This window comes from Luteimonas sp. A537 (assembly GCF_054052065.1).
Genome location: NZ_JBSVRH010000004.1, coordinates 396,839 through 423,522, shown reverse-complemented (window position 1 = coordinate 423,522; position 26,684 = coordinate 396,839). Strand labels below are relative to the sequence as shown.

The 26,684-nt window shown below is 68.7% G+C and carries 24 protein-coding genes; 8 read left to right on the top strand and 16 right to left on the bottom strand.

Annotated features, from left to right (window positions below; genetic code table 11):
* Window positions 1-61: 61 nt before the first annotated feature.
* From ACW7GZ_RS12685 to cmk, 10 genes are all read right to left on the bottom strand, one after another.
* Window positions 62-661 carry a hypothetical protein gene (locus ACW7GZ_RS12685; protein ID WP_457009531.1) on the bottom strand — a complete coding sequence of 200 codons (600 nt, stop codon included), beginning with the start codon at window positions 659-661 and terminating at the stop codon, window positions 62-64.
* A 119-nt stretch (window positions 662-780) separates the two neighbouring features.
* Window positions 781-1,308 carry a hypothetical protein gene (locus ACW7GZ_RS12680; protein ID WP_457009529.1) on the bottom strand — a complete coding sequence of 176 codons (528 nt, stop codon included), beginning with the start codon at window positions 1,306-1,308 and terminating at the stop codon, window positions 781-783.
* Between the two features lie 122 nt (window positions 1,309-1,430).
* Window positions 1,431-2,330, bottom strand: coding sequence for a UTP--glucose-1-phosphate uridylyltransferase GalU (galU, locus tag ACW7GZ_RS12675; protein WP_457009527.1), 900 nt, complete (start codon window positions 2,328-2,330; stop codon window positions 1,431-1,433).
* Window positions 2,327-4,237 carry a polysaccharide biosynthesis protein gene (locus ACW7GZ_RS12670; protein ID WP_457009525.1) on the bottom strand — a complete coding sequence of 637 codons (1,911 nt, stop codon included), beginning with the start codon at window positions 4,235-4,237 and terminating at the stop codon, window positions 2,327-2,329. Before ACW7GZ_RS12670 ends, galU begins: the two co-directional genes overlap by 4 nt.
* Window positions 4,238-5,260 carry an MraY family glycosyltransferase gene (locus tag ACW7GZ_RS12665; protein ID WP_457009523.1) on the bottom strand — a complete coding sequence of 341 codons (1,023 nt, stop codon included), beginning with the start codon at window positions 5,258-5,260 and terminating at the stop codon, window positions 4,238-4,240.
* Window positions 5,260-6,438 (bottom strand): lipopolysaccharide assembly protein LapB, encoded by a 1,179-nt coding sequence (lapB, locus tag ACW7GZ_RS12660; RefSeq protein WP_457002576.1) that lies wholly within the window; start codon window positions 6,436-6,438, stop codon window positions 5,260-5,262. Before lapB ends, ACW7GZ_RS12665 begins: the two co-directional genes overlap by 1 nt.
* Window position 6,439: 1 nt before the next feature.
* Window positions 6,440-6,694: a LapA family protein gene (locus ACW7GZ_RS12655; RefSeq protein ID WP_343279266.1), complete on the bottom strand. Its 255-nt coding sequence runs from the start codon at window positions 6,692-6,694 to the stop codon at window positions 6,440-6,442.
* 46 nt (window positions 6,695-6,740) lie between these two features.
* Window positions 6,741-7,043 carry an integration host factor subunit beta gene (locus tag ACW7GZ_RS12650; protein WP_343275540.1) on the bottom strand — a complete coding sequence of 101 codons (303 nt, stop codon included), beginning with the start codon at window positions 7,041-7,043 and terminating at the stop codon, window positions 6,741-6,743.
* 70 nt (window positions 7,044-7,113) lie between these two features.
* A complete protein-coding gene (gene rpsA / locus ACW7GZ_RS12645; RefSeq protein ID WP_457002573.1) occupies window positions 7,114-8,802 on the bottom strand; it encodes a 30S ribosomal protein S1 in 1,689 nt (562 codons plus the stop codon).
* Window positions 8,803-8,962: 160 nt separating this feature from the next.
* The gene (cmk, locus tag ACW7GZ_RS12640; protein WP_457002571.1) at window positions 8,963-9,646 is read right to left on the bottom strand and encodes a (d)CMP kinase; all 684 of its coding nucleotides are present in this window, start codon (window positions 9,644-9,646) and stop codon (window positions 8,963-8,965) included.
* Window positions 9,647-9,778: 132 nt separating this feature from the next.
* On the opposite strand from cmk, the gene ykgO reads away from it, so the two are divergent.
* The 5 genes from ykgO (at window position 9,779) to ACW7GZ_RS12615 (ending at window position 13,725) form a co-directional block, all read left to right on the top strand.
* Window positions 9,779-9,904, top strand: a complete 126-nt coding sequence (gene ykgO / locus ACW7GZ_RS12635) for a type B 50S ribosomal protein L36 (protein WP_005409283.1) — start codon at window positions 9,779-9,781, stop codon at window positions 9,902-9,904.
* A 205-nt stretch (window positions 9,905-10,109) separates the two neighbouring features.
* Window positions 10,110-10,436, top strand: coding sequence for a hypothetical protein (locus ACW7GZ_RS12630; RefSeq protein ID WP_457002568.1), 327 nt, complete (start codon window positions 10,110-10,112; stop codon window positions 10,434-10,436).
* A gap of 4 nt (window positions 10,437-10,440) precedes the next feature.
* Window positions 10,441-11,472, top strand: coding sequence for an agmatine deiminase family protein (locus ACW7GZ_RS12625; RefSeq protein ID WP_457009521.1), 1,032 nt, complete (start codon window positions 10,441-10,443; stop codon window positions 11,470-11,472).
* A gap of 61 nt (window positions 11,473-11,533) precedes the next feature.
* Window positions 11,534-12,439 carry a carbon-nitrogen hydrolase gene (locus tag ACW7GZ_RS12620; protein WP_457009519.1) on the top strand — a complete coding sequence of 302 codons (906 nt, stop codon included), beginning with the start codon at window positions 11,534-11,536 and terminating at the stop codon, window positions 12,437-12,439.
* 35 nt (window positions 12,440-12,474) lie between these two features.
* Window positions 12,475-13,725, top strand: a complete 1,251-nt coding sequence (locus tag ACW7GZ_RS12615) for a TraB/GumN family protein (protein WP_457009517.1) — start codon at window positions 12,475-12,477, stop codon at window positions 13,723-13,725.
* Window positions 13,726-13,809: 84 nt separating this feature from the next.
* Here the strand turns inward: ACW7GZ_RS12615 and ACW7GZ_RS12610 are convergent, their stop codons facing one another.
* From ACW7GZ_RS12610 to ACW7GZ_RS12600, 3 genes are read right to left on the bottom strand one after another with little or no spacing between them, the layout of a single operon-like run.
* On the bottom strand, window positions 13,810-16,893 hold the full coding sequence (locus tag ACW7GZ_RS12610) for an efflux RND transporter permease subunit (RefSeq protein WP_457009515.1): 3,084 nt from the start codon (window positions 16,891-16,893) through the stop codon (window positions 13,810-13,812).
* Entirely contained in the window at window positions 16,890-20,372 is a 3,483-nt protein-coding gene (locus ACW7GZ_RS12605) for an efflux RND transporter permease subunit (protein ID WP_457009513.1), read from the bottom strand. Before ACW7GZ_RS12605 ends, ACW7GZ_RS12610 begins: the two co-directional genes overlap by 4 nt.
* Window positions 20,372-21,508: an efflux RND transporter periplasmic adaptor subunit gene (locus tag ACW7GZ_RS12600; RefSeq protein WP_457002558.1), complete on the bottom strand. Its 1,137-nt coding sequence runs from the start codon at window positions 21,506-21,508 to the stop codon at window positions 20,372-20,374. The genes ACW7GZ_RS12605 and ACW7GZ_RS12600 overlap by 1 nt, the downstream gene beginning before the upstream one ends.
* A 338-nt stretch (window positions 21,509-21,846) precedes the next feature.
* Between ACW7GZ_RS12600 and ACW7GZ_RS12595 the strand changes: the two genes are divergently transcribed.
* Together ACW7GZ_RS12595 and ACW7GZ_RS12590 are read left to right on the top strand one after the other, a co-directional pair.
* A complete protein-coding gene (locus ACW7GZ_RS12595; RefSeq protein ID WP_457002893.1) occupies window positions 21,847-22,077 on the top strand; it encodes a c-type cytochrome in 231 nt (76 codons plus the stop codon).
* Between the two features lie 8 nt (window positions 22,078-22,085).
* On the top strand, window positions 22,086-22,514 hold the full coding sequence (locus ACW7GZ_RS12590) for a c-type cytochrome (protein ID WP_457002556.1): 429 nt from the start codon (window positions 22,086-22,088) through the stop codon (window positions 22,512-22,514).
* A gap of 94 nt (window positions 22,515-22,608) precedes the next feature.
* On the opposite strand, the gene ACW7GZ_RS12585 is transcribed toward ACW7GZ_RS12590, so the two are convergent.
* Together ACW7GZ_RS12585 and ACW7GZ_RS12580 are read right to left on the bottom strand one after the other, a co-directional pair.
* Complete coding sequence (locus ACW7GZ_RS12585) at window positions 22,609-24,354, bottom strand: hypothetical protein (RefSeq protein WP_457009512.1); 1,746 nt, start codon at window positions 24,352-24,354, stop codon at window positions 22,609-22,611.
* Window positions 24,355-24,381: 27 nt separating this feature from the next.
* Window positions 24,382-24,975 carry an NfuA family Fe-S biogenesis protein gene (locus ACW7GZ_RS12580; RefSeq protein ID WP_457002552.1) on the bottom strand — a complete coding sequence of 198 codons (594 nt, stop codon included), beginning with the start codon at window positions 24,973-24,975 and terminating at the stop codon, window positions 24,382-24,384.
* Between the two features lie 107 nt (window positions 24,976-25,082).
* Between ACW7GZ_RS12580 and ACW7GZ_RS12575 the strand changes: the two genes are divergently transcribed.
* Window positions 25,083-25,424, top strand: coding sequence for a 4a-hydroxytetrahydrobiopterin dehydratase (locus ACW7GZ_RS12575; RefSeq protein ID WP_457002550.1), 342 nt, complete (start codon window positions 25,083-25,085; stop codon window positions 25,422-25,424).
* Between the two features lie 21 nt (window positions 25,425-25,445).
* On the opposite strand, the gene ACW7GZ_RS12570 is transcribed toward ACW7GZ_RS12575, so the two are convergent.
* Complete coding sequence (locus tag ACW7GZ_RS12570; protein ID WP_457002548.1) at window positions 25,446-26,411, bottom strand: RluA family pseudouridine synthase; 966 nt, start codon at window positions 26,409-26,411, stop codon at window positions 25,446-25,448.
* Window positions 26,412-26,684 lie beyond the last annotated feature (273 nt).

Genomic DNA, 26,684 nt, shown 5'->3' with positions numbered 1-26,684 from the left:
CGCCCCGGCGCCCCTTTTCTGCTTCCTGGCCGCACCTTGCGGGAGCCTGGCGGGCGTCGGCTCAGCGCCCGCGGCCGTAGATTTCCACTCGCGTGCTGCCGTCCGGATTCGTGCTGCGCGAGACTACGGAGTTCGGCATGCGGCTGCCGACGCCCGACATGTACATCAGGATCCAGTCCTCCGCCTTGCTGCTGGTTTCGAACTGGCCGTCGATCCGGCACGTGCTGCTGCGGCAGTCGACGCTCAGCTGCTGTGGTTCGGCGTTGGCGATCGCAAATGCCGGTTCACTCGCCAGGTTGGTGAGTTCGTCGATCTTGCCGGGAGCCCAGGCGGGGTCGACCTGCTCGCTGGCAAAGCGCTGCGCGGATTCCTCGCGCAGGGTCTTGATGCGCGCCCGGTGCTCCTCGCGCATCTCCGCCCGTCGCTCGACGTGGCCAAGCACGCTCTCATCGCGCTGCGACCTGTCGGCCTGCGGGGCCTGCACGCGCGTCGCGTCTGGCGGCGCAGTTCCGGGCACAGCGGCCATCGGCGCTTCAGCCACCTGTTGCGTCGGGCCGTGGACATCGGCCGTTTCGCGCCCGCGCAGGACGAAGGTTCCAGCGACCACCGCAAGCACGACGACGCCTGCGGCGATGAGGGGAATCCTGTTGCTTGGTTTCATTGATCGGTACTGCCTGCTTCTGCTTGGTGCCTGCGAGTGTCGGCGATTGCCGGGACCAAAAAAAGGGTGCCGGTAACCCGGCACCCTCGGTTGTTGCGTGGAGCGGGTTTCGCCGAAAATCAGACCTGAGCGTCTTGGGATTCCCAGAACACGTAGGTATCGTTGATGCCGACGCCGGCCGGCAGCTGGCAGCTGATGGCAATCAGGCCGGTTTCCATACCACCGCCCGCGAAGTCTTCGTCGAACCAGTAGAGGTTGGCGTCCTCACCGCTGCCGTTGGCCGGGATCTCGACGCTCAGCGACACGTACTCGTTCTCGCCACCGGCGTAGCCGGTCACGCCGCTGCAGGCCACCGTGACGGCGGCGTCGGTGCTGTTGGTGAAGTAGGTATCGATCAGGAACGACGAGTTGTTCACGGCCGCGCCGGAGTCGAACTCGAAGCCGCAGGTGACGTAGCTGGCCTGCGAACCTTCGTTCTGGATCGCCAGCGGACGCTTGCGGATCGCAGTCTCAAAAGCGGGCAGCGCGCCTTGGCAGCGCGCGACGGCCTGCGAAGAATTGGCGTGCAGGCTCTGCGCGGTGGCCGGAATGCTGTAGGTGGCTGCGACGGCAAGCGTCAGGCCAGCAATGGTTGTTGCAAGCTTCATGAAGCGTTCTCTCCCTTGGTGATGTGCTGTCAAGCGATCAGGGGCACGTAACCCGCACCCTTCCTGACCGCCTGAATATACCCCTGCCCTCCCGACAATGTCACCTATCGGAAGGGACGATCTTACGAATCCACCACTCCCAGCTCGGCCAGCGCGTCGCGCATGAAGCCCTGGGCCGACTCGCTGAGCTTTTCGTGGTCCAGCGCGTGCCTGATGGTGGCTTCGATCAGCCCGAGGTGGGTGCCGCAATCGAAGCGCGTGCCCTGGAAACGATAGGCCAGCACCTGCTCTTCGGCCAGCAGCGCGGATATCGCGTCGGTAAGCTGGATTTCGCCGCCGGCACCTGGCCTTGTGGTTTCGAGCAGCCCGAAAATGCGCGGTGACAGCACATAGCGTCCGACCACGGCAAGGTTGCTCGGTGCATCGGCAGGCGCCGGCTTCTCGACGATCGCCGTAACCTGCCCCTGGCGATCGCTGAACTCGCCGGTCGCGACGATGCCGTAGCTGGAGACCTGTTCCGGGGCCACCGCCTGGGTCGCGATCACGCTGGCTCCGCTGGCTTCGGCCAGGTCGGCCATCTGCCGCAGTGCGCCAGGGCCGTCGCGGTTCCAGATCAAATCGTCAGGCAGGATCACCGCGAACGGCTCGTCCCCCACCACCGGCTTGGCACACAGCACGGCGTGGCCCAGGCCGAGGGCCTCGGTCTGGGTCACGAAGATCGCCTGGACCCCGGCCGGGAGCACGTTGCGCACGACCTCGAGCAGCTCCAGCTTGCCCGATGCCTCGAGCTTCTGCTCCAGCTCGTAGGCCTTGTCGAAGTAGTCGGCCACGGCGTGCTTGTAGCGATTGGTGACGAACACCAGGGTGTCGCAGCCTGCGTCGATTGCCTCGTCGACCGCGTACTGGATGAGCGGGCGATCGACGATCGGCAGCATCTCCTTGGGAACGGTCTTGGTGGCGGGCAGGAACCGGGTGCCCAGGCCCGCCACGGGGAATACTGCCTTGCGAATGCGTTGCTTCATGTCCTTCTTGCGTTCCTCGCTGGAAATGCGACCACGGTTGCCGCCCGCGGCGCCGAATCCGCGGCCAGCGGCGCGAACTCCGGCACCGACTCACGCAGCACCTGGCCAAGGGCGTCGACATCGTAGCTTGCCACCGCTTCATGCAACTTCGTGAGCGCGGACTCGATGCGGTCGCCGGCCACGCTGCGCGCCTCGGCCTGCAGGATCTTGGGATGGGCAGTGGGCCGGTAGCGCTCCTCGGAGTGGAACAGGGTCTCGTGCAGCTTCTCGCCCGGGCGCAGGCCGGTGTAGACCACTGCGATGTCGCGTCCCGGCTGCTTGCCTGCCAGGGTGATCATCTGCTCGGCGAGCAGGCGGATCGACACCGCTTCGCCCATGTCCAAGGTGTAGACGGCCTGCAGCGAACCGATCGCAACGGCCTGCAGGATCAACTGGCAGGCCTCGGGGATGGTCATGAAATAGCGCGTGACCTCCGGGTCGGTCACCGTGACCGGCCCGCCCTGGCGGATCTGCTCGCGGAACAGAGGCACCACGCTGCCCGCGGAATCAAGCACGTTGCCGAAGCGCACGGTGACAAAACGCGTGCCCTCGACCCCGGTCATCGCCTGGCAGACCATCTCGGCAAGGCGCTTGGTCGCGCCGAGCACGTTTACCGGATCGACGGCCTTGTCGGTGGAGATCAGGACAAAGGTGCCTACGCCTGCCGCGTTTGCCTCGCGGGCAACCGTGGCAGTGGCCAGGACGTTGTTGCGCACCGCCTCGCGCAGCTGCCCCTCCAGCACCGGCACCTGCTTGTAGGCGGCCGCATGGAACACCGCTTCGGGCGGCGACAGCGACAGGGCGTGGCGGATCACGGCCGGATCGCCGCAGTCGCCGAGCACCGGCAGGCAATCGATCTGCGGGAAGTCGCGGCGCAGTTCGCTCTGGGTGGTTGCAAGGGCCAGCTCGTCGATCTCGATCAGGGTGATCTGTCGCGCCCCGTGGCGCGCGCACTGGCGACACAGCTCCGCGCCGATCGAGCCACCGGCGCCAGTGACCAGCACGCTGCGCCCGCCCAGCCAGCCACGGATCGCCTTCCAGTCGGGCGTGACCGGCTTGCGGCCCAGCAGGTCCTCGATGGCGACTTCCTTGAGTTCGCCAGGCAGCGACCGGCCCTCGAGCAGGTCATTGAGCCTCGGCACGGTACGGAACGGCAGCCCGGTGCGTTCGCAGGCGGCCACCACGCGGCGCATGGCGGTCGCATCCAGCGAAGGCATCGCGATCACCAGCAGCTTGGCCGCGGTTTCCGGGGCGATGCGGGCGACGTCTTCGATGCGGCCAAGTACCGGCAGGCCTTGCAGATAGCTGCCGCGCAGCTTCGCGGCATCGTCGAGGAAGCCGACCGGCTGGTAGGCGCCGACCCGCCGCAGGTCGCGGACCAGCGCTTCGCCTGCCTGGCCTGCGCCGAGGATGAGCACGCGCAGCGCCGCCTTGTCGGTACGCTCGTTGCCGTGGTCCTTCCACGCCCGGTACAGGAGCCTGGGCATGCCCAGCAGCGCCGACAGCACGACTGGATAGGCCAACATCACCGTGCGCGAGACCTGGCCCGCCCGGTCGAAGACGAAAAACAGCAGCGGCAGGATCGCCAGCAACCCGAACAGACTGGCCTTGATGATGTTGACCAGGTCGGGAATGCTCGCGAACCGCCAGACCCCGCGGTACAGGCCGACCTGCCAGAAGATGAGCCCCTGCACGATCAGGATCAGCAGCATCTCCGGCGACAGCAACGGCGCAACCGCCGCCTGGTCCAGTGCGGAATGCCGGAAATAATTGAGCCCCGCCCATGCCGCCCAGACCATGAGCAGGTCATGCACCACGACCGAAGCACGCGGCAGGCCTGTCCGGACGCGGTCGCTCAAACTGATCATCTAGCGGGCATTCCTTTTCTTGATGTGATCGGCGTTCGTGATGACATGCCAGGCCAGTGTTCCGGTCACGACGCAGATCACTGCCATCGCCACTCCGAGCGCGACGCCCTGCCTTGCCGCCGCGCTGGCCATGGCGACGGCTGCCAGGGTCCACGCACCATAAAGCAAGGTTACCGGCACATGCGACCCGCGGGCGGCCGCCAGGCGCTGGTACGCGTGTCCGACGTGCGCCGACCACCAGCGCTCGCGGCGCACGATGCGCCTTCCCAGCGTCAACGCCGCGTCAATCAGGAAGGCCGAGAGCGGAAGGAAGACCAGCGGGACCAGGCCTGCGCCATCTCCCGTGCGCTCCGGCAGCAGGATCAGGACGGCCAGCACCGCCAGCGCAAAGCCGAGAACGCCGCTGCCGACATCGCCAAGGAAGATCGAAGCCCGCGGGAAATTGAAAGGCAGGAAGCCCAGGCATGCGGCGGCAAGCCCCAGCGCGGCCAATACCGATCCGGGGTCCTTCGACAGCAGCGCGAATCCCACCGCCGCGAGCGCCGCCTGGCTGGTGGCCAGGCCGTCGATTCCGTCCATGAAGTTCCAGACATTGACCAGCACCGGCACCGCCAGCAGCGCCGCGGCCGCAAGCCAAGCGGCGCCACCGGCAGCAACGAGCCCCGCGGCCAGGGCCAGCCCCGCGATCACATGTGCCGCCAGCCGCCACCAGGGCGACAGTGGGCGGTGATCGTCGATATAACCGGCACCGCCCACGAGCAGCACCCCGACAACGGCGGCCGCAGCCAGGGGGCCGGGCAGTCGGCCTTCCGCCGCCAGCACGACGCAGGCCAGCAGCCAGGCCACCGCGATCCCGATGCCGCCTCCGCGCGGAGTCGGCACCTCGTGGCTGCGGCGCTCACCCGGCATGTCGAGCAGGCCGTGTCGAAACGCGTGGCGCCTCGCCAGCCATGCGCCCGCCGCGGCTACCGTGGCAGCCATCGCCAGCCACGGCAGCGTGCTTGTCCAGTCGAGGGGCGCCATCAGACCACGGCGTAGTTCAGCAAGGGCTTGATGCTGCCCCATTCCTTGCAGGAGGGGCATTGCCAATGGTGGCTGCGCGCCCCGAAGCCGCAGCGGTTGCAGCGATACGCGGGGTTGCGCACCAGCAGCTGGTCGGTGATGTGGCGCAGGTCCTGCAGCGTGGCGGCTTCGTGGCCGCCTTCGGCGAGGGTCAGGTCGATCAGCGCCGCCTCACCGCGGACCGAAGGCCGGTCCTTCAGCTGTTCCGCAAGAAAGCGCCGCGCCGCCGGGACCCCCTCCTCCGCCTCGACCAGCCGGGTCAGGGCAAGGACGGGAGCGACGCCCCTGTAGTGCTCGCTCATCTCGGTCAGGAACGCGCGCGCGCCGGGGGAATCACCAACGCGCTCGTAGGCCGACCGCAGGGGCGAAAGGATCTCGGGAAGGTAGTCGGGGTCGTGACGCGCCGCGCGCTCGTATGCGCGGATGGCCGCGGCGTCGTTGCCGGCATCGATCTCGAGCCGCCCTTCAAGCATGCCCGCGCGCACCGACGTCGAGTCCGCGGCGTACGCGCGTACCACCGCCTGGCGCGCGCCGTCGTGGTCGCCCCCGGCGCGCAGGCGCTCGGCAAGCTCGCATTCGAACTGTCCGATCAGCTTGCCCATCGGCTCGCCGGTCACCTGTTCGTAGCGGGTAGCGTTCTCGATCGCCTTCGGCCAGTCGCGTTCGGCCTGGTAGATGTCGATCAGGTGCCGCAGGGCCTGCGGCGCGCGCTGGTCGATGGCTGCAAGTTCGGTGAACACGGTTTCGGCGCGGTCGAGCAGGCCCGAGCGCATGTAGTCCTCGCCCAACGCCAGCAGCGCCTGCACCTTTTGCTGGTCGTTGAGGTCGGGGCGCTGGACCAGGCCCTGGTGCAGCCGGATCGCCCGGTCGACCTCGCCGCGGCGGCGGAACAGATGCCCCAGCGCGACCTGGGTCTCGAACGTTTCCTTGTCGAGCTCCGCGATGTGCAGGAACAGCTCGATCGCCTTGTCCGGCTGCTCGTTGAGCAGATAGTTCAAGCCGCGGAAATAGGTGGTGGAGAGCTTGCTGACCTGGCTGTCGCTGTGGCGCTCGCCGCCGCGGCGCCCGATCACCCATCCGCTGAGCGCGGCGATCGGCAGCAGCAGGAAGAACCAGAACCACTCGGTGACGAAAGCCATGTCAGTTCGCGTCCGTTGCATTGGGGCCGGCAGCCTCCCGGCGCCGGCGCTGGCGCAGCGGCAGGACCACCGACACCATGATTGCCAGGCCACCGGCGATGACGCCAAGCAGCAGGGTTGCCAGCAGGGCCACGCCAAGCGTGGGCCGCAGCACGGCAAGGCCGAAGTCGACCTGGACCACCTGGGGATTGAGTGCGCCCACTGCCACGCCCGTGACGAGGCACAGCATGGCGATGAGGATGCGGATCGGGCGCATGGGCGGCTAGCTTAGCCGAGCCCGTGGCCTGCAGTCAGCAAATGCTTCAGTCTTCGGCCGGCAGCGGCATGACGTCGCTGACGCGCTCGCGAAGCTCCTTGCCGGGCTTGAAATGGGGAACATGCTTGCCGGGCAGCGCGACGGCCTCGCCGGTCTTGGGATTGCGGCCGGTGCGCGGCGGGCGGTAGTGCAGCGAAAAACTGCCAAACCCCCGGACCTCGATGCGCTCGCCGTTGGCAAGGGCACCTCCCATCACCTCCAACAGCGACTTCACCGCAAGGTCGACGTCGTCGGCCTTCAGGTGGCCCTGGCGCTGGGCGAGGATTTCGATGAGTTCAGACTTGGTCATGGTGCCCTGGCTGGCGTCGGACAGCCGATGGCGGCCTGGTTTGACCAGGCCGCCGCCGGATACTGCGGTATTACTCGGACTTGCCGCCCAGCTGTTCGCGCAGCAGCGCGCCCAGCTTGGTGGTGCCGCTGGAGGCATCAGCCGAAGCGCGGTTGTACTCGGCCAGGGTATCGGCCACCTCGGCCTCGTCCTTCGCCTTGATCGACAGCTGCAGGGTGCGGCCCTTGCGATCCATGCCGGTGAACTTGGCTTCGATCGAGTCGCCGACCTTCAGGTGCTGGCTGGCGTCTTCGATGCGCTCGTCGGAGATGTCGCGCGCCATCACGTAGCCCTCGACGCCGTCGGCAAGCTCGATCACCGCGCCCTTGGCGTCGACTTCCTTCACCGTACCGGTGACCTTCGAGCCACGCGGGTTGGCCGCCATGAACTGGCCGAACGGATCCTGCTCCAGCTGCTTGACGCCCAGGCTGATGCGCTCGCGCTCCGGGTCCACCGCAAGCACCACGGCTTCCAGCGTGTCGCCCTTCTTCAGCTCGCGCGCCACGTCTTCACCGGTGGTGGCCCAGCTCATGTCGGAGAGGTGGATCAGGCCGTCGATGCCGCCGTCCAGGCCGATGAAGATGCCGAAGTCGGTGATCGACTTGATCTGGCCGTCGACCTTGTCGCCCTTCTTGTGGATGGCCGCGAAGGTCTCCCACGGGTTGGACGTGACCTGCTTGATGCCCAGCGAGATGCGGCGACGCTCTTCGTCGACGTCCAGCACCATGACCTCGAGCTCGTCACCGACCTGCACGACCTTCTGCGGGTTGACGTTCTTGTTGGTCCAGTCCATTTCGGACACGTGCACCAGGCCCTCGACGCCCGGCTCGATCTCGACGAACGCGCCGTAATCGGTGACGTTGGAGACCTTGCCGAACACGCGGGTGTTGGACGGGTAGCGGCGGGCGATGTTGTCCCACGGATCCTCGCCCAGCTGCTTCAGGCCCAGGCTGACGCGGTTGCGCTCGCGGTCGTACTTGAGCACGCGGACGTCAAGCTCGGCGCCGACTTCAACGACTTCGGACGGATGGCGCACGCGCTTCCAGGCCATGTCGGTGATGTGCAGCAGGCCGTCGATGCCACCGAGGTCGACGAACGCGCCGTAGTCGGTGAGGTTCTTGACGACGCCCTTCAGCACGGCGCCCTCGACCAGCTTCTCCATCAGCTGCTCGCGCTCTTCCGAATGCTCGCTCTCGACCACCGCACGGCGGGAGACGACCACGTTGTTGCGCTTGCGGTCGAGCTTGATGAGCTTGAACTCGAGTTCCTTGCCTTCCAGGTACACCGGGTCGCGCACGGGGCGCACATCGACCAGCGAACCCGGCAGGAACGCGCGGACATCCTTGATGTCGACGGTGAAGCCGCCCTTGACCTTGCCGCTGATGCGGCCGGTGACGGTTTCGTTCTTCTCGAGGGCTTCCTCGAGCTCGTCCCACACCATGGCGCGCTTGGCCTTCTCGCGCGACAGCACGGTCTCGCCGAAGCCGTTCTCGAGGGAGTCGAGCGCGACCTTGACGATGTCGCCCTCGGCGACGTCGATCTCGCCGGCGTCGTTACGGAACTGTTCGATCGGCACGATGCCTTCGGACTTGAGGCCGGCGTTGATGACGACAACGTCGGTGCGCACCTGGATCACGGTGCCGGTGACGATGGAGCCCGGCTTCAGCTTGGCCAGGTGGGCCTCGCTCTGTTCGAACAGTTCTGCGAATGATTCGGTCATTGGAAAAATACTCTGTTGATGAAACAGACCGGGGCCGCGTGCGCGGGCCGTCGGTCCACCCGTTGTCGGCGCGCGCGGGATTGCGCCTTGCCGTGAGTGCTGGTTGGAAAAAGGAAAATCCGCGCGGCGGATGCTGCGCGGGGCCACCTGCTGCGATGGATCAGGCCCCGTGGCCCGGCACCAGGGCCAGGACGCGTGCGACCACGGCATCGATGCCCTGGGCGGTGGTATCGATGCGGACGGCCCCTTCGGCCGGTCGCAACGGTGCCACCGCGCGGCTGGCGTCGCGCGCGTCGCGGGCAAGAATCTCCCGCAGCAGACCAGCCAATGTAACGGAAACCCCCTTGTCCTTCAACTGTTTATAGCGTCTTTCCGCGCGCTCCTCGGCGCTTGCGGTAAGGAATACCTTGGTCGCGGCATCGGGGAAGATCACCGTGCCCATGTCGCGGCCGTCGGCCACCAGACCCGGCGCGCGGCGGAAGGCGCGCTGGCGCTCGGTCAGCGCCGAACGCACCTCGGGAATGGCCGCGATCGCCGAGGCGGCCGCGCCCGCGGTCTCGGTGCGCAGCTCGTCGGTGGCATCATTGCCGTTGACCAGCACCCGCGGCTCGCCGTCGGCGCTGTCACGGAAGCCGATCTCGGTGTCGAAGGCGCAGCGGACCAGGGCTCCGGCGTCGTCCAGGTCGAGGTCGGCCCAGCCCGCGGCCACGCCGACCGCGCGATACAGCGCCCCGGAATCCAGGTAGTTCCAGCCCAGTCGCTTGGCCACCGCGCGGCTGATCGTGCCCTTGCCCGAGCCCGAGGGGCCATCGATGGTGAGTACGGGGATGGCGGCGTCGGTCATGGCAGGCTCCGGGAGGGGGTGGCCATTCTAGACCGGCCCGCGCCCCCGGGCCCGCGGGCACTTGATCCGGGACGTGAATGCCCGCTAGAATTGCGGGCTTGTTTTGTCCCAACCATTTTTTCGAGGTTTGTCATGAAGGTCCTGTCCTCCCTGAAGTCGGCGAAGGCCCGTCACCGCGACTGCAAGGTCGTTCGTCGTCGCGGCAAGATCTTCGTGATCTGCAAGTCGAACCCGCGTTTCAAGGCCCGCCAGCGCTGAGCTGCGCGCCAGGGCGACCGGCGTGCGCTGCATGCCACGTTCGTCCGAACGCCCTGGAAGGCCGCAGCGATGCGGCCTTTCGCGTTTCCGGCCCGCCGCGGCGTGACCGCCCGCCCGCTTCTTCGCCCGTGTTCGCTGCAGGCACGCGCGATCTGTTAAAACCGCTGCGGCTGCAGTCCGTGCAGCGTCACCGGGGAGATCCGACATGCGCCTGTTCCTTGCACTGACCACCGCCGCCCTGCTTGCCGCCGCCGCCGGCGCCAGCGCCGATACACTGCTGATCGATCGCGTCCAGCATGAAGCCGGCGTCGCGCTGCCCACCCGCGGCATGGCCATGTCCGCGGTCGAGGCCCGCTTCGGCGCCCCCGCCGAACGCCTCGACCCGCGCGGCGGGCAAAAGAGCCAGTGGCCGACCATCAACCGCTGGGTCTACCCCGCCTTCACCGTCTACTTCGAGAACAGCCGGGTGATCGACGCCGTCGCCAACCAGGCCACCGCGGGCGAGACCGGGCCCAAGCCGCCGATCCGCTGAGCCGATGACCCTGAAGACCCTGCGTTTCCCCGCGGAGTGGGAGCCCCAGTCCGCGATCCTGCTGGCGTGGCCGCACGCCGACACCGACTGGGCCGAGCGCCTGGGCCAGGTCGAGGAGACCTACATCGCCCACGTCGCCGCGATCACCCGTTTCCAGCGGGTGCTCATCTGCGTGGCCGACGACGACGTCGAGGCCTACGCCCGCGCCAGGCTTGCCTCCAACCGCATCGACATGGCGCGGGTCGGCTTCATCGCCCTTCCCTACAACGACACCTGGCTGCGCGACACCGGCCCGATCACGCTCCGGGCCGGGGACGGCTTCGCGCTGCTCGACTTCCGCTTCACCGGTTGGGGCGGGAAGTTCGAGGCAGGCGAAGACGACCGCCTGGTGCAGCGCCTGCACGAAACTGGAATCTTCATTGATAGTTCGCTGCAAACTATTGATTTTGCTCTTGAAGGCGGCGGCATCGAGACCGATGGCCAAGGCAGCCTGCTGACCACCTGGCGCTGCCTGCACGAGCGCCATCCGCAAGCGTCCCGTGAAGAGCTCGACGCCTGGCTGCGCGGCTGGCTGCACCAGGACCGGGTGCTCTGGCTCGAGCATGGCTACCTCGAGGGCGACGATACCGACGCCCACGTCGACACCCTCGCCCGCTTTGCTCCGGACAACGCCATCGTCTTCCAGGCCTGCGACGACCCCGCCGACCCGCACCATGCGGAACTCGCGGCGATGGGCGCCGAGCTCGCCGCGCTGCGCACCGCCGACGGTCGCCCCTACCGGCTGTTCCCGCTGCCCTGGCCGCAGCCGGTGCTCGACCGCGGGCGCCGGCTCGCCGCCAGCTATGCCAACTACCTGGTGATCAACGACGCCGTGCTGATGCCCGCCTACGACGATCCGGCCGACGACCTCGCCGCCGCGGTGCTGGCCGAGGCCCATCCGGGCCGCGAAGTGGTGCAGGTGCCCTGCCGCGCACTGATCTGGCAGAACGGCAGCCTGCACTGCATCTCCATGCAGTTGCCGGCCGGCCTCATCTAGCGGACAGCAGCGCCGGCCTACAATGGCCGGCCCACGAAGCACCGCTGCAGGCCTGCAATCGATGAAGAAGACCAACACGCTCCCCGTCGCCCTCGTCCAGGAACGCAACCATGGCGGTGCGGCGGAGAACCTCGAGGTGATCGAAGCCCGCGTCGGCGAAGCCGCGCGCCAGGGCGCGAAGCTGGTCGTGCTGCAGGAGCTGCACAACGGGTCGTACTTCTGCCAGCACGAGTGCGTCGACGAGTTCGACCTCGCCGAGACGATTCCCGGCCCCAGTACCGAACGGCTGTCGACGCTGGCCAAGGAGCACGGCGTGGTCCTGGTCAGTTCGCTGTTCGAGAAGCGCGCCACCGGGCTGTACCACAACACCGCGGTGGTGCTCGACGCCGACGGCAGCATCGCCGGCAAGTACCGCAAGATGCACATCCCCGACGATCCCGGCTTCCACGAAAAGTTCTACTTCACGCCCGGCGACCTCGGATTCGAGCCGATCGACACCTCGGTCGGCCGCCTGGGCGTGCTGGTGTGCTGGGACCAGTGGTATCCCGAAGCCGCGCGGTTGATGGCGCTCGCGGGTGCGGAGCTGCTGCTCTACCCGACCGCCATCGGCTGGGATCCCACCGATGACCAGGACGAAAAACAGCGCCAGCGCGACGCCTGGATCCTGAGCCACCGCGGCCACGCGGTCGCCAACGGGCTGCCGGTGCTGTCCTGCAACCGCGTCGGCCACGAGCCGTCGCCACATGCTTCCGACAATCGCACCGGCGCGTCGGGCATCGACTTCTGGGGCAACAGCCACGTGCTCGGCCCGCAGGGCGAATTCATCGCCGAAGCCGGCGGCGACGCAACGATCCTGACCTGTGAGGTCGACCTGGGCCGCAGCGAGGACGTGCGGCGCATCTGGCCCTTCCTCCGCGACCGCCGCATCGACGCCTACGGCGACCTGCTGCGCCGCTACCGCGACTGACGCGCGCGCCGCAGCCCGCCCGACCCCGGACTCCCATGACTGAAACCACCACCCCGGCCGCCGACGGGATCGAAGCCGTCGACGCGGCTGCCGCCGGCTTCGACCTTGCAAGCCAGCCGCATGCCATCGTCGAGCGCGACGGCGTGCGCTACACCCTGCTCGGCACCGCGCACGTCTCGCGCGCCAGCGTCGACGCCGTGCGCGCGGCGATCGCCAGCGGCGACTACGACGCCATCGCCGTCGAGCTCGACGCGCAGCGCCTGAAGGCCATGACCGATCCCGCGACGCTCGGCAGCCTGGACCTGGTGAAGGTGCTGCGCGAGGGCAAGACCCCGCTGTTTGCCGCCAACCTCGCGCTGGCCGCCTACCAGCGCCGCCTGGCCGAGCAGATGGGCGTGGAGCCCGGCGCCGAGCTCAAGGCCGCGGCCGCCGACGCCACTGCGCGCGGCCTGCCGCTGCAGCTCATCGACCGCGATGTCGGCCTGACCTTCAAGCGCGCGATGCAGAGCCTGGGCTGGTGGGGGCGCGCCAAGGTCAGCGCCAGCCTGCTGATGGGGCTGCTGTCGAGCGATGAAGTGGGTGAAGAGGAGATCGAACGGCTGAAGCAGGGCGACGTGCTCGAATCCAGCTTCACCGAGTTCGCCGGCCAGACACCGGAGCTCTACGAGGCGATCATCGCCGAGCGCGACCGCTACATGGCCGCGAACCTGCGCGACGCGCCGGCGGATGCACGCAATGTGCTGGCGGTGGTCGGCGCGGGCCACCTCAAGGGCCTGGCCGCCCACCTGCGCGAAGACACCGCGCCACCGGCCGAGATCCGCGCAACGCTGGAGCAGGTGAAGCCGAAGTCCCGCATCCCGTGGATGGAGCTGATCATCGGCACGGTCGTGATCGGCGGCTTCGCCTGGGGCTTCTGGCGCGGCGGCTTCGACGTCGGCACCGACCTGGTGCTGCAGTGGGTGCTGGTCACCGGCGGCCTGGGCGCGCTCGGCTGCGCCATCGCCGGTGGCCATCCACTGAGCATCCTGTCGGCATTCATCGCCTCGCCGCTGACGCCGCTGCATCCTGCGCTGGCATCGGGCACCGTCAGCGCGGTGGTCGAGGCCGCACTGCGCAAGCCGACCTACGACGATTTCATGGCCCTGCGCGAGGACGTCAACACCGCGCGCGGCTGGTGGCGCAACCGTGTGGCGCGGGTGCTGCTCAACTTCTTCCTCACAAGCCTTGGCACCGCCATCGGCGTCTGGACCGGCGGGCTGCGCATCCTCGGCAAGCTGCTCGGCTGAGCCGACAGTCCGTCGCGCACCGATTCGAGGCTATAGCCGCTCCTACAGTCGAAGGAAGCCGTTCCCGCAGGGCGGGGGCGGCGGTCAGGTCGCCGTGACCACCGCATCCCCGCGCTTTCGCCGTGCCCGCCGCAGCAATCTAGATGTCCCTCCGGCCAGGTCATCCAGGATCGCGTAGATCGTCGGCAGGAACAGCAGGCTGACCACCGTCGAGAACGCCAGCCCACCGGCCACCGCGCGCGCCATCGGCGAGTACGCCAGGCCGCCCAGGACCACCGTCTCGCTGAGCGAGATCGGCACCATCGCAAGGATCGCCGTGCCCATGGTCATCAGGATCGGGCGCAGGCGTTCGCGGCTGCCTTCGACCAGCGCATCGGTGCGTGACAGTCCGCGTCGACGCAGGTTGTTGATGTGCTCGACCATCACGATGCCGTTGTTCACCACCACGCCCATCAGCACCAGGATGCCGATGAAGGCCATGATCGTGAACGAGGTGCCGGTGAGCCAGAACAGCCAGAACACGCCCAGGATCGAGAACAGCACGCAGCTCATGATCGCCGACGGGAACAGCAGCGACTCGAAGACCGCCGCCATCACCACGTAGATCATCACCAGCGCCAGCACGAAGTTGAACAGCATCTGGTTCATCGCCTGCTGGCCTTCCTCGAAGCCGCTGCCGGAGAACGTGTGGCCGTAGCCGGCCGGCAGCGACACCGAGTCCAGCACCTCTTCCATGGCCTTGCGCGCGGCTTCCATGGTCGTCTCGCCCTCCAGGTTGGCCTGGACGCCAAGCGCGGTCTGGCGGTCGTGGCGCGAGATCTGCGATGCGGACGCGGAGACTTCCATGTTCACCATGGCCGACAGCGGCACCTGGCGTCCGTCGGGCGCGCGCACCATGAAGGACGCGACGTTGGCGGGACCGTACTCCTCGGCGCCGCTGAAGCGGACCCAGACCGGGACTTCGCTCTCGCCACGGCGGTACTCGCGCAACTGGGTGCCGCGCAGCGCCATCGACACGAAGGACGAAACCTGTTCGGCGCTGAAGCCGAAGGCGGCCGCACGCTCGCGATCGACGCGGATGGCCAGTTCGTCGATGCGGTTCCCGTCGTCCATGCGCACGTCGCGCAGCTCGGGGCGCGCTTCCAGCATCGGCACCACATCCCCGGCGATTTCGCGCAACACCGCCGCACTGTCGCCGACCAGCTGCACGCTGACATTCTGGCCGAGGCCGCCTCCGCCGCCGCCCTGCCCGCCGGGGCTGGACACGCCAATCTCGGCGCGTGCCGACTTCGGAAGCGCCTTGCTGATCGCCTCCGAGAGCGGCTTGACGTCGGCGATGCCTTCTTCGAAGGTGATCATCGTCCCCGCGTCGTTGCCTTCGCTGAAATACGAGTAGAGCTGCGTGATGCGGAATTCCTTCCTGTTCTCATCCAGGAACGCTTCCACGCGCCGCACTTCGTCGGACATCTGCGGCAGCGTGTAGCTGCCATTCCATTTGTAATACAGCTGGATTTCGCCCTGTTCGCCGCCGCCGAACATGTCGAAGGTGGTGCGCGTCATCGGCACCATGCTCACCGCCACCACCAGCAGGATCCCGAACACACTCCAGCCGCGGCGCGCCAGGCTCCAGCGCAGCAGGCGCGCATAGCGATCCTGCATCCGCCGGATCATGCCGCCCTTTTCCACCAGTGCCGGCGGCGTGCGCATGCGCGCCGACAGCATCGGGATCAGGCTCACCGCCACCAGCCACGAGGCCAGCAGCGAGACCGAGATCGTGATCGCGATCTGGGCCATGAAGATGCTGATGTCGTTGACCTCGCCCAGCAGGTTGGGCAGGAACACGATGCAGTGGCACAGCGTGCCCGCCGACAGCGCGATCGCGACGTGCTTCGTGCCCGCGAGCGAGGCCCGGACCGGATTGCCCGGGTCGCGTTCACGCTCCTGGTAGATGCTCTCGACCACCACCACGGCGTTGTCCACCAGCATGCCGACCGCCAGCAACAGGCCCATCAGGCTCAGCACGTTCAGCGTCACGCCGAAGAAGTGCATGAAGCCGAGCGTCATGATGAAACAGATCGGGATCGCCAACGTCACCATCAACGTCGAGGGCCAGTGGCGCAGGAAGAAGAACAGCACCACGATCGACAGCAGCAGGCCGATCGCGCCGGCCTCGGCCAGCTCGACCAGCGAGCTGGTCACCTCGTCGCCCATGTCGTGCATGACCTTGAAATCGATCCCCTCCAGCCCCGGCTCACTTGCTGCGGCGCGCATCTCGGCCAGCACCGTGCGCGAGACTTCCACCAGGTTCGCGTCGCGCTCCTTGAAGACCTCCAGGCCCACCGCATTGCGCCCGTCCAGGCGACGCGCGTAGTCCATGCGCTCGGGCTTGAGGTGCACCTCGGCGATGTCTCCCAGGCGCAGGCCACTGGGGTCGATGACGAGCTCGCGCAGCTGCTCGAGGGTAGTGATCTCTCCCTGTGGCTGCACGCGCAGGCGCATGCCACCGTCCTCGATCGTCCCCGCCGACACCGAGAAGTTCACCGTGCGCAGGCGCTGGGCCAGGGTGTTCAAGGCCACGCCGTGGGCATTCAGCCGGTCGGGATCGATCGCGATCTCGACCTCACTCGCGGGCGCGCCGTTGATCTCCACGCGGGCGACGCCCGGGATCCGCTCCAGCCTGCGCTTGAGCAGGCGCTCGAGCATGTCGTAGGAGGAAGACAGGTCGACGTCACCCGCCAGGCGCACCCGCAGGATCGCCTGGTCGCCGCTTGACCACTTGAAGACGAAGTAACGGCGAAAATCGTCGGGCAACTCGTCGCGGACCGCATCCAGACGCTCGCGCGCCTCGGAGGCCGTGATCGCGATGTCGCGCTCCCAGTCGCGGAACTGAAGGAACACCGAGGCGCCGTTGGCGCTGGCGCTGCCGCGCATGCTCTTGATGCCGGTCATCGTGGCCAGCGCCTCCTCGGCCGGGCGCAGCAGGTTGCGCTCCACTTCCTCGGGGCTCGAGCCCTCGTAGGGCAGCTGCACGAACAGGAGCGGCGCCGACACGTCGGGCAGCGCCTCCAATGGCAGGCGGAAGCCGGCGATCAGACCCACCACCACCAGGGAAATGAACAGCATCACCGTGGTGACCGGCCGCCGCAGGCTGAATTCGGCGACGCTCATGCCGGCAGGCCCTTGCCCTCGCCGCGATCGTCATCACCCGCGGCGATGCGCACCCGGCGCCCGCGTTCGAGGTAGTAGTCATCGCCGCGGCGGTCGAGCAGGTCGTACACGACCGGGATTACCAGCAGGGTGAGCAGGGTCGATACCAGCAGCCCGCCGATCACCGTGACCGCCATCGGCGAACGCACTTCCGCACCCTCGCCGAAGGCCAGCGCCAGCGGCATGAAGCCGAACAGCGTGGACAGCGTGGTCATCACGATCGGCCGCAGGCGCGAGCGCGCGCCCTCGACCAGCGCGTCGCGCTTGGCCACGCCGGCCTCGCGCAGCTGGTTGACCTTGTCGATCAGGATGATCGCGTTCTTGACCACCAGCCCCACCATCAGGATCAGGCCGATGAACACCACCACCGAGATCGTGTTGCCGGTCAAGAGCAGCGCCAGGATCGCGCCCACCATCGCCAGCGGGATGGTGAACAGGATCACGAAGGGATGCAGCAGCGATTCGAACTGCGAGGCCATTACCAGGTAGACCATGAAGATCGCCAGGCCGAAGGCGAACAGCAGCGAAGACAGCGACTCCGCCAACTCCTCGCCCTGGCCACCGATGTGCATGCCGATGCCGGCGCCCAGCGGGTTGGCGGCCACCAACGCACGCACTTCCTCGACCGCGGCACCCAGGTCGATGTCGCGCAGGTTGGCCGACACCACCGCCACGCGGCCCAGGTCGGCGCGATGGATCTCGCTTGGACCGGTGGTCGCCACCACGTCCGCGACCGCGGACAGGCGCACCGGTCGCGTCGAACCCGGATTCACGATCAGGTCGCGGATCGCACGAACCGAATCGCGTTCCGACTCGCGGGCGCGCACCAGCACGTCGATCTTGCGGTCGCGGAAGTCGTAGCGCGTGGCCACTTCGCCGCGCACCGAGTTGACCACCGCATCGGCCACTTCGCGCGTGGTCAGGCCCATCGCTCCGGCACGCTCCTGGTCGAAGACGATGCGGATCTCGGGTGCGCCCTGCTCCACCGTGGATTTCACGTCGGCGTAGTGCGGACTGCCGCGCAGCAGCGCGGCCAGGCGAGTGCCGGCCGCTGCGAGCGCATCGAGATCATGGCCCTGCAGCTCGATTTCCAGGGGACTGGAGAAGCTGAAGAGCGCCGGACGGCTGAAGTCGACCTGCACGCCCGGCTCGCCCTGCATCGTTGCGCGAAGTCCGTCGGTCAGCCGCGCTTCGACTTCGGCACTGCCGCCACCCTCCATCACGATCGACAGGCGGCCGATGTTCTCGCCACTGTCGGTGGGATTGGCATCCAGGCGGGTGCCGGTGCCGCTGACGCCGAACAGCACCGAGGTGCCTTCGTCGTCCGCATGCGCCTGCTGCACGCGGCGCATCAGCGCGTCGGTCTCGCGCAGCGGCGTGCCAGGCGGCAGCCGCATGGTCATCTCGAAGCGGTCCTGCGCGAGCTGCGGGATCAGGTCGGTGCCCAGCGTCGGCACGATCGCCATGCTCGCCACGAATGCCACCCCGGCGACGCCCAGAACCAGGCCCGGTCGCGCCAGCGCCCCGGGCAGCAGGCGTATATAGCCGCGCTCGGCACGGTCATAGGGCGCCATGGCCAGGCGGCTTGCCGCGCCCATGGGACGTCCAACGACCGCCGAAAGCAGGCGCCCCGCGCGGATCGCCACCCACGCGACGGCGAAGACCACGGCACGGAAGACCTTGCCCGTCCAGCGCGCGATGAACGCGAACGGCCTCTGCCAAGGCGAGGTCGGGCGCCATTCGGGATGCGGCGTCTCCTCGGGAAAGGCCATCGGCGCCTCCGACTTCAGCGCGCTCAGCATCGGGATCAGGGTCATCGCCACCACCAGCGAGATGCCCACGGCCAGCGCGATGGTCATCGCCTGGTCGCGGAACAGCTGGCCGGCGATGCCTTCCACGAACACCAGCGGCAGGAACACCGCGATGATCGTCAGCGTGGACGCCACCACCGCCATGCTCACTTCGCGGGTGCCCGCGATTGCCGCGTCGAGGATGCCCAGCCCGCGCTCGCGCGCCTTGGCGATGCTCTCCAGCACCACGATCGAATCGTCCACCACCAGGCCCGTGGCCAGCGCCAGGCCGCCCAGCGACATGACGTTGAGGCTGAGCCCCATCTGGTCCATGAAGAAGAAGGTGGTGATGATCGAGACCGGCAACGAGATGCCGATCACGAAGGTGCTCCAGCCGTTGCGCAGGAACAGGAAGATGATCAGGATCGCGAGCGTGCCGCCGAGGATGGCGTCGTTGCGCACGCCCGAGATCGCCGCGCGGATGAAGCGCGCCTGGTCGTCGACCACGTCAAGGCGCACGTTCTCCGGCAGGTCCTTCCGGATGGCCTGCAAGCGCGCCTCGACCGCCGCGGCGGTGGCGACGGTGTTGGCGTCGCCCTCCTTGTAGATCGCAAGTTCAACCGCCTCGCGGCCGTCGAGGCGGATGATCGCCTCACGTTCCTTGTAGCCCTGGCGGACCTCGGCGATGTCGCCCAGGCGCACGGCGCGGCCATCGGCCACGGCGCGGTTGGACGCAGCCGCAGCGCTTTGCGCGGACATCGCCGCGGCCAGCACCGAAGCATCGCCGGACGCCGCCGCGATCCGTGCGACCTCGTCGGCGCCGCCGCCGCCGGCCCCGGCCGACTGCGTGGCCACCAGCATCCCGCGGATCTCATCGACGCTCGCGAACTGGTTGACCGTGCGCACCAGGTAGCGCTGCGTGCCCTGTTCCAGGCGCCCGCCCGACAGGTTGATGTTCTCTTCGCGCAGGCGCTGCACCACCGCGTCGACCGACAGGCCGATGCGCGCCAGCGCCTGCAGGTCGAGCTCGACCTGGATCTCGTCCTCAAGGCCGCCGCCAACCTTGACCGCGGCCACGCCCGGGACCGGTTCGACCTTCTTCTTCAGATCGTCGTCGGCGTAGCGGCGCAGCAGGGTGAGCTGGCGGATGGCATCGCCCTCACCGTCGTCGGCGCTGAGCGCCAGGCGCAGGATCGGCTCGGTGGATGGATTGAAGCGCAGCAGCAGCGGCGGCTCGACTTCCAGCGGCAGCGCAAGGGTGTCGAGCTTGTCGCGCACCTCCAGGCTGGCCTGGTCCATGTCCGTGCCCCAGGCGAACTCCAGCACCACGTCGCTCTGGCCTGTACGCGAAACCGAGCGCAGCTTGCGCACGCCCTTGACCACGCCCAGCGCCTCTTCGACCGGCTCGCTGACCAGGGTCTCGATTTCCTGCGGCGCGGCGCCGGTGTATTCGGTCCGCACGGTCAGCGTCGGATAGCTGATGTCCGGCAGCAGGTTGACCTTGAGGTTGCCCAGCGCGATCAGGCCGAACAGCAGCAGGCTGACCGTCACCATCGCCACCGTCACCCGGCGGCGCACCGAGAAGCCGACCAGGCCGTCGGCGCGCAGCGTGCCGTCCACGCCGTCGTGTCCCGTCCCCTGGGCGCTCATTACTGCGTCCCGTCGGTCGCGTCGTCGCCGGCTTCGGCATCGGCTTCGGCCACTTCGACCGGCGCATCGCCGATCACCTGCACCGCGCTGCCGTCGCGCAGCGCGATCTTGCCCGCGGTGACGACGCGATCGCCTTCCACCAGTCCGTCGCGGACCTCGATGTAGTCGCCGTCGACATAGCCGGTGATGATCGCGGTGCGCACCGCCTTGCCATCGCGGACGACGAACACCGCCGGTTCGCCATCGTCCTCCAGCAGCGCGCCGCGCGGTATCGCCAGCGCCGCGGCGCGGTTGTCGTAGTCGATGCCGATGCGCGCGAACATGCCCGGTTGCAGTGCGCCATCGTGTGGATCGAAGGCGCAGACCACGCGGAAGGTGCCGCTGCCGGCATCGACCACCGGGGCGATGCGGTCGACCACGCCGACGAACTGGCGCCCCGACAAGGCGTCGACCTGCATGCGTACCGGCAGGCCCTCGCGCAACGTCGTCAGGTCGCGCTCGGGCACGTTGAGCGTGGCCTCCAACCGCGAGTTGTCGACGATGCGGATGATCGGCGTGTTGATCTGCACGAAGTTGCCGGGCTTGATCGAGCGCGATGCGACCACGCCGGAGATCGGCGCGGTGACATTCGTGTACGACAGCTCCAGCTGCGCCAGGCGCCAGGTGGCACGCGCGTTCTCGAGGTCGTAGCGCAGCTGGTCATGATCGCCCACGCTGACCATCTGCTGCTTCACCAGCTCGCTGGCACGGCGGAAATTGGCCTCGAGCTTCTTCACCTGGGCATCGACCTGGGCCAGGTTGAGCCGCGCGCGGTCGGCATCGATGCGCACGAGCACCTGGCCCGCGCGCACCGCGTCGCCTTCTTCCACCAGCACCTCGAGCGCGACGCCGGAGGTCTTGGCGACCACCTGCGCCTCGGCGCGCGCCTCGAGCGATGCGCTGCCGCTGTAGCTCGCGGCCATCGCGCGCGGTGCGGCCGCCGCCGCTTCCACGGTGACCGGCGGCGGGCCATCGCCCTCCTTCGCGGCCTCGTTCTCCGCACGGCTCCCACAGCCGGCGAGAAGGAGCGTTGCGGCCAGCAGGGCGACGGCGGTGCCGGCGAAGGAACGTCGGACAGGAGGGCGGATTGCGGACATGGGGAGACAGGCCAGAATGGTGTGGTAGGAATGTACATCACTGGGACAGGCGGCTGAATCCGCCGAAGGTCATGCATGCCAATGGCATGTGACGGGGCCGACGTAGCCCCTGCGGAACGGACGGCTTTAACAGCGCTCCGCTCCGTCGCTATACTGCGGCGATGGTCGACGACGGGGAATTGTCGCCGGCCCCCATCCTTCAACTTTTACAGGACGCGGAACACGACATGATGCGACCGTTGCCGATCGCCGCCTGCCTTGCCCTTGCCTTCGCCGTACACGCACCCGCCGCGCTCGCGCAGCAGGTCGTCGCCGAGGGCACGCCCGACGCAGGCCGCATGCTCACCTATACCTGCGTGGGCTGCCACGGCATCGAAGGCTACAAGAATGCCTATCCGCACTACCACGTGCCCAAGATTGGCGGCCAGTCCAGCGAATACCTGGTCAACGCGCTCACCGAGTACCGCAACGGCACGCGCAAGCATCCGACCATGGAGGTCCAGGCGCAGAGTTTCTCCGACCAGGACATCGCCGACATCGCCGCTTTCCTTTCGGGCCTGACGCAGTGAGCCGCGCCATGAAGACTTCCGCACTCGGCCTTGCCGTCGCACTTGGCACCAGCCTCCTCCTCGTCGCCTGCGGTGGTGCGCCGGCGGAACCGGGCCTGGTGCAGGCCACCTCGGTCAACTCCCTGCCCGTGGGCCGCATCGCCGAAGGCGAGGCGCGCGCCAACGTCAAGGGCGAGGCCACGGGCCAGACCTGCATCGACTGCCACGGTGCCGATGGCAACGCGCCACTGGACGCGACCTATCCCAAGATCGGCGGTCAGTACCAGGACTACCTGGCGCATGCGCTGCAGGCCTACCGCAGCGGCCAGCGCGACCATCCGCTGATGTCCAACCAGGCGCGCGACCTCGACGACCAGCAGATCGCCGACCTCGCTGCCTGGTTCGCATCGCGTCCGGCGCAGGTCCGCGACCTCCACGGCGTCCACAGCATCAACTGAGGTCCACGCCCGGCAAGCTGTCCACGAAGCCCGCCATGCGCGGGCTTCGTGCCGTCCGGGCATCGGGGACCGCCGCTCCTGGCAGGGTCTTCGCTCAGGGCTGCGGCGGCGGGCCGAGGCTGTCCTGGTCTTCCTGCAGCTCCCGCTTGAACGGGACGTCCGGCGGCGGGCGTGCCGCTGCCGGCTGCTCCTGCAGGTTGGGATCGACGATGCCGCAGCCGCCGCCGAGGGCCAGCATGACGGTGACGCAGCGAATCGTCTTGGTGGTCCCGGGGATCGGTATCAGCACTTCGGTGACGCTGCGCCGCACCCATTCCTCGAGCAGGCTCTCGCTGGGCATCCAGAAGCGGTCGAACGACGTCGGCTCGTAGTCGTAAGGCGGGCGCTTCAGCCAGGTGCCGTGGCGGTCGATGTTTTCGAAGTCCTCGGTGATCGTGCCCGGCGGCAGGCCGCCGCCAACGCGGCCATCGCCGGGCAGGCGCGGGCTGCCGTCGGCGTTGAACAGGCCCGGGGCGCCCGGCGTGCCGGCCTGCCGGCCCGGCACATCGCGCACGGAGTCGCCCCAGTCGTCGCTGGCGCCAGCGGATGGAAGCGCACCTGGCGGCTGTCCAGGCCGCTGTCCGGCGCCTGACGCCGGGCTCCCGGTACTGCGCGCGCCAGGGCCGGCCTCCGGACGGCCGCCGGCAGCGGCGCTTTGCCGATCCGCCGCCCCTTCGCCCACGGCCCGTTCCGACAGCGTCGACGCAGGCCCGCGTTCCGCGGTGCCCGCAGTCGCGCCAGCAGCGGCGGAAGCCGGTCGCGCCGCGGGCATCGGCACCGCACGCTCGCGGGCCGACGGCGCAGCGGTCGTTGCGTCGCGGGTGCGGATCGGTGCAATTTCGATCGACGGACGGACTGCGACATCGCGCGCCTCGGCGAGTTCGATCTCGCGTTCGACCACCGCCACGCCGCGCGGCGAGGGCCGCGGCACGGCCACGTCCACCACGCGGGTCGCGGGCGCCAGCGGCACCTGCACCTCGGCGGGCGCCTGCACCTCGATCTCGCGGTTGCGCACGGCGACCTCGGCCACCGGGGTGGAGGGTGCCTGCAGCGCGATCTCGCGCGCGGGCGGCACGACGAAGTCGCTGTCCGGGATGTCGACCTCGGTGACCTGGAGCACGTCGGGCGCCTCGACCTGCGGTGGTGCAAGCTCGGGCACGTCGAGGACCATCTCGCGCTCGGGGAGCGGCGGCGGCGCGGCCGGTGCATGCTCCAGCTGCACGTCCGTAGGCGTTTCCACGGCTGGCGCGACTTCCCGCGGCAAGGCGCTCGCCGCTGCCCGCGCTGCCGAGGCAGGGTCCGCGGGCGATTCGACCGGCGCCTCAACCGCTCCGCCACCGGTGTCGTCCGGAGTGCCCTCGCCGATGTACTCCACCTGCAGCACGTGCTCCTCGCCGTCGCGTGCATCCTCCAGGGGCGCGGCGAAATGGAAGCGGGCGAGCATCAGCCACACCAGCGCCACCGCGAACAGCAGGTGCAGCAGCAGGCTTCCCGACGTCGCGGCGATGCGCGTCCAGCGCTCGTCGCGACTGGCTGGCTGCCATTCCTGGCGCCACAGCGTAGTGAAGGCCCGCCAGCGCCCGGGGGGCTCGCTGCCGGCGGCCGGCAGCGCTGGCTCACGCGCGGCAAGGATCGCGAGTAGTTCGTCCGCCGTGGCTCCGCTGATGTGCCCGGGACGCGCCGCCATGGCCGTGAACCAGTCGCGCCAGCCTGGCGGAAACTCGCCGGGTGGCGGCTGTGGCCGCAATGAACGCCGCATGCGTCGGCGCAGGGCTTCGATCAGTTCGGCGGAAGTGAACATCCGTCGGCGTCGAAGCGTGTCGGGCGATCAGGCCGAAGCGCGCGGGATGTACGGCGCCGCACCCGTGTCATGGTCGGTGGCGTCGCGCACCGCGGTCACCCCGGGCACCTGTTCGAGCAGGGTCTTTTCGATCCCCTGCTTGAGGGTGACGTCGGCCATGCCGCAGCCGTGGCAGCCACCGCCGAAGCTGAGGATCACAACGCCCTCCGCACTGACCTCCTGCACGCTGACATGGCCACCGTGCGACGCCAGCTGGGGATTGACCACGTGTTCGATCGTCCAGCGCACGCGCTCGACCAGCGAGGCTTCGTCCTCCGGCTTCACGCCCTTGATGCGCGGCGCGCGGATCTGCAGCTGGCCGCCGGTGGCAAGGGTGGTGTAGTCGATTTCGGCGCCTTCCAGGAAAGGCACGCTCTCGGCGTCGAGCCAGAGGGTGAAGCCGGTGCAGTCCACCGCCCATTCGTCACCGCGCAGCTCATCGGGCGCGGCGAACTCCAGGCGCACGTCGGCCTGCGGCGTACCCGGGCGCATCGCGCCCAGGCGCACGCCCATGCCGGGCACGGCCTCGCGTTCGATGAGCTTGCGGAAATGGGTCTGCGCGGAGTCTGAGATCTGGATCATGCGGGTATTCTAGCCGCCCTGCCCGGGTTTGCCGGCGATGCCGGCTGGCGACGTGCCGATCGACATCGGTCGTTCAGCAGCCCGGGCCGCCTGTCCAGGAGCCGACCATGTCCGACCACACCTCTCTTGCCCGCGCCCACTGCACTCCACGCCGTGGCCCGGATCACCGCCTGGCCGAGGCCCGAATCCGCGAATTCATGTCCGAAGTGCCCGAATGGACCCTGGCCGAGGAAGGCAAGGCACTGGTGCGGACCTTCCGCTTCCCCGACTACCGGCACACCATGTCCTTCGTGAATGCGCTGGCACACATGGCCAACCGCGAAGACCACCACCCCGACCTCGGCGTGCACTACGACCGCTGCGAGGTGCGCTGGTCGACCCATGACGTCGACGGCCTGAGCGAGAACGACTTCATCTGCGCCGCGCGCACCGACGAACTCGCCGCCTGAACCACGACCGGGGCCACGGGTTCAGCCCAGGCGATCCAGCGCCTCGACCAGGTCGGGCGCCAGCGGCGCGCTGAGCACATAGGGCGCCTGCCCTGCGTCGAGCGAAAACTCCAGGGATGCGGCGTGCAGGAACAGCCGGCGCAGGCCGACCTTGTCGCGCAGGCGGCGGTTGGCCTCGGCGTCGCCGTACTTGTCGTCGCCGGCCACCGCATGGCCGATGTGGCGGGCGTGGGCGCGGATCTGGTGGGTGCGGCCGGTTTCGATGCGCACCTCGCAGTACGACTGTCCGCCGCGGCGCTCGAGCACGCGGAAGTGGCTGAGCGACGGCTTGCCGGCGGGATCGACCTGGACATGGCGCTCGCCGCCCTGGCGCAGGCCGACGTGCAGCGGCGCATCGACGCTCATCACGCCATCCGGCATCCGCCCCAGCAGCAGGGCCAGGTAGCGCTTGCGCAGCCCGGTGCCGGTGCCCTCGCGCATCAGCGCCTGCAGCTCCGACATCGCCGAGCGCTTCTTGGCCACCACCATCAGCCCCGACGTGTCGCGATCCAGCCTGTGGACCAGCTCAAGCTCCTGGTTGGGACGCAGGGCGCGCAGGGTCTCGATGACGCCGAAGCTGATCCCGCTACCGCCATGGCTGGCGATGCCGGAGGGCTTGTTGATCGCCAGCAAGCGCGCGTCCTCGAACACGACGCTGCCGGCCACGGCCTCGAGCAGACCGGGCGACGGGCTGCCCTTGTCCGCCGGATCCTCGATCCGGACCGGCGGGATGCGGACCTCGTCCCCACCCTCCAGGCGCCGGTCGGCGCGCACGCGCCCCCCGTTCACCCGCACCTGGCCGCTGCGCACGATCTTGTAGACCAGTGAGCGCGGCGCACCCTTGAGGTAGGCGAGGAGGAAATTGTCGAGGCGCTGGCCGTCGCGATCCTCGGAAATGCGGACCTGGCGTACGCCGCCGGTTGCTGGGGTCTTGCCTGGATCGGACATGCGTGGATTCCCTGCGGGCTGCTGGAAGCCGCCCTTCGCGGGGCGTCTTGCCTGAATTCTTTTCTGCTACACTCGCCGGGCGAGATAAGGTCCTGATTTCGCTGGAAGTTCCCCGGTCAAAAGCCGGCCTTCCGCGAGTCCCTCCAGAGCGCGACCACTGCCCCCGGGGCAGCCATGTTAGCGGCTGGACGGCAGCTCCTGTGATCGCCCGGTGCACGCACCGGCGCTGAACATGTCCCGCGCGGCGCGCAGGCCTGCCCCCAAGGGGGGGCT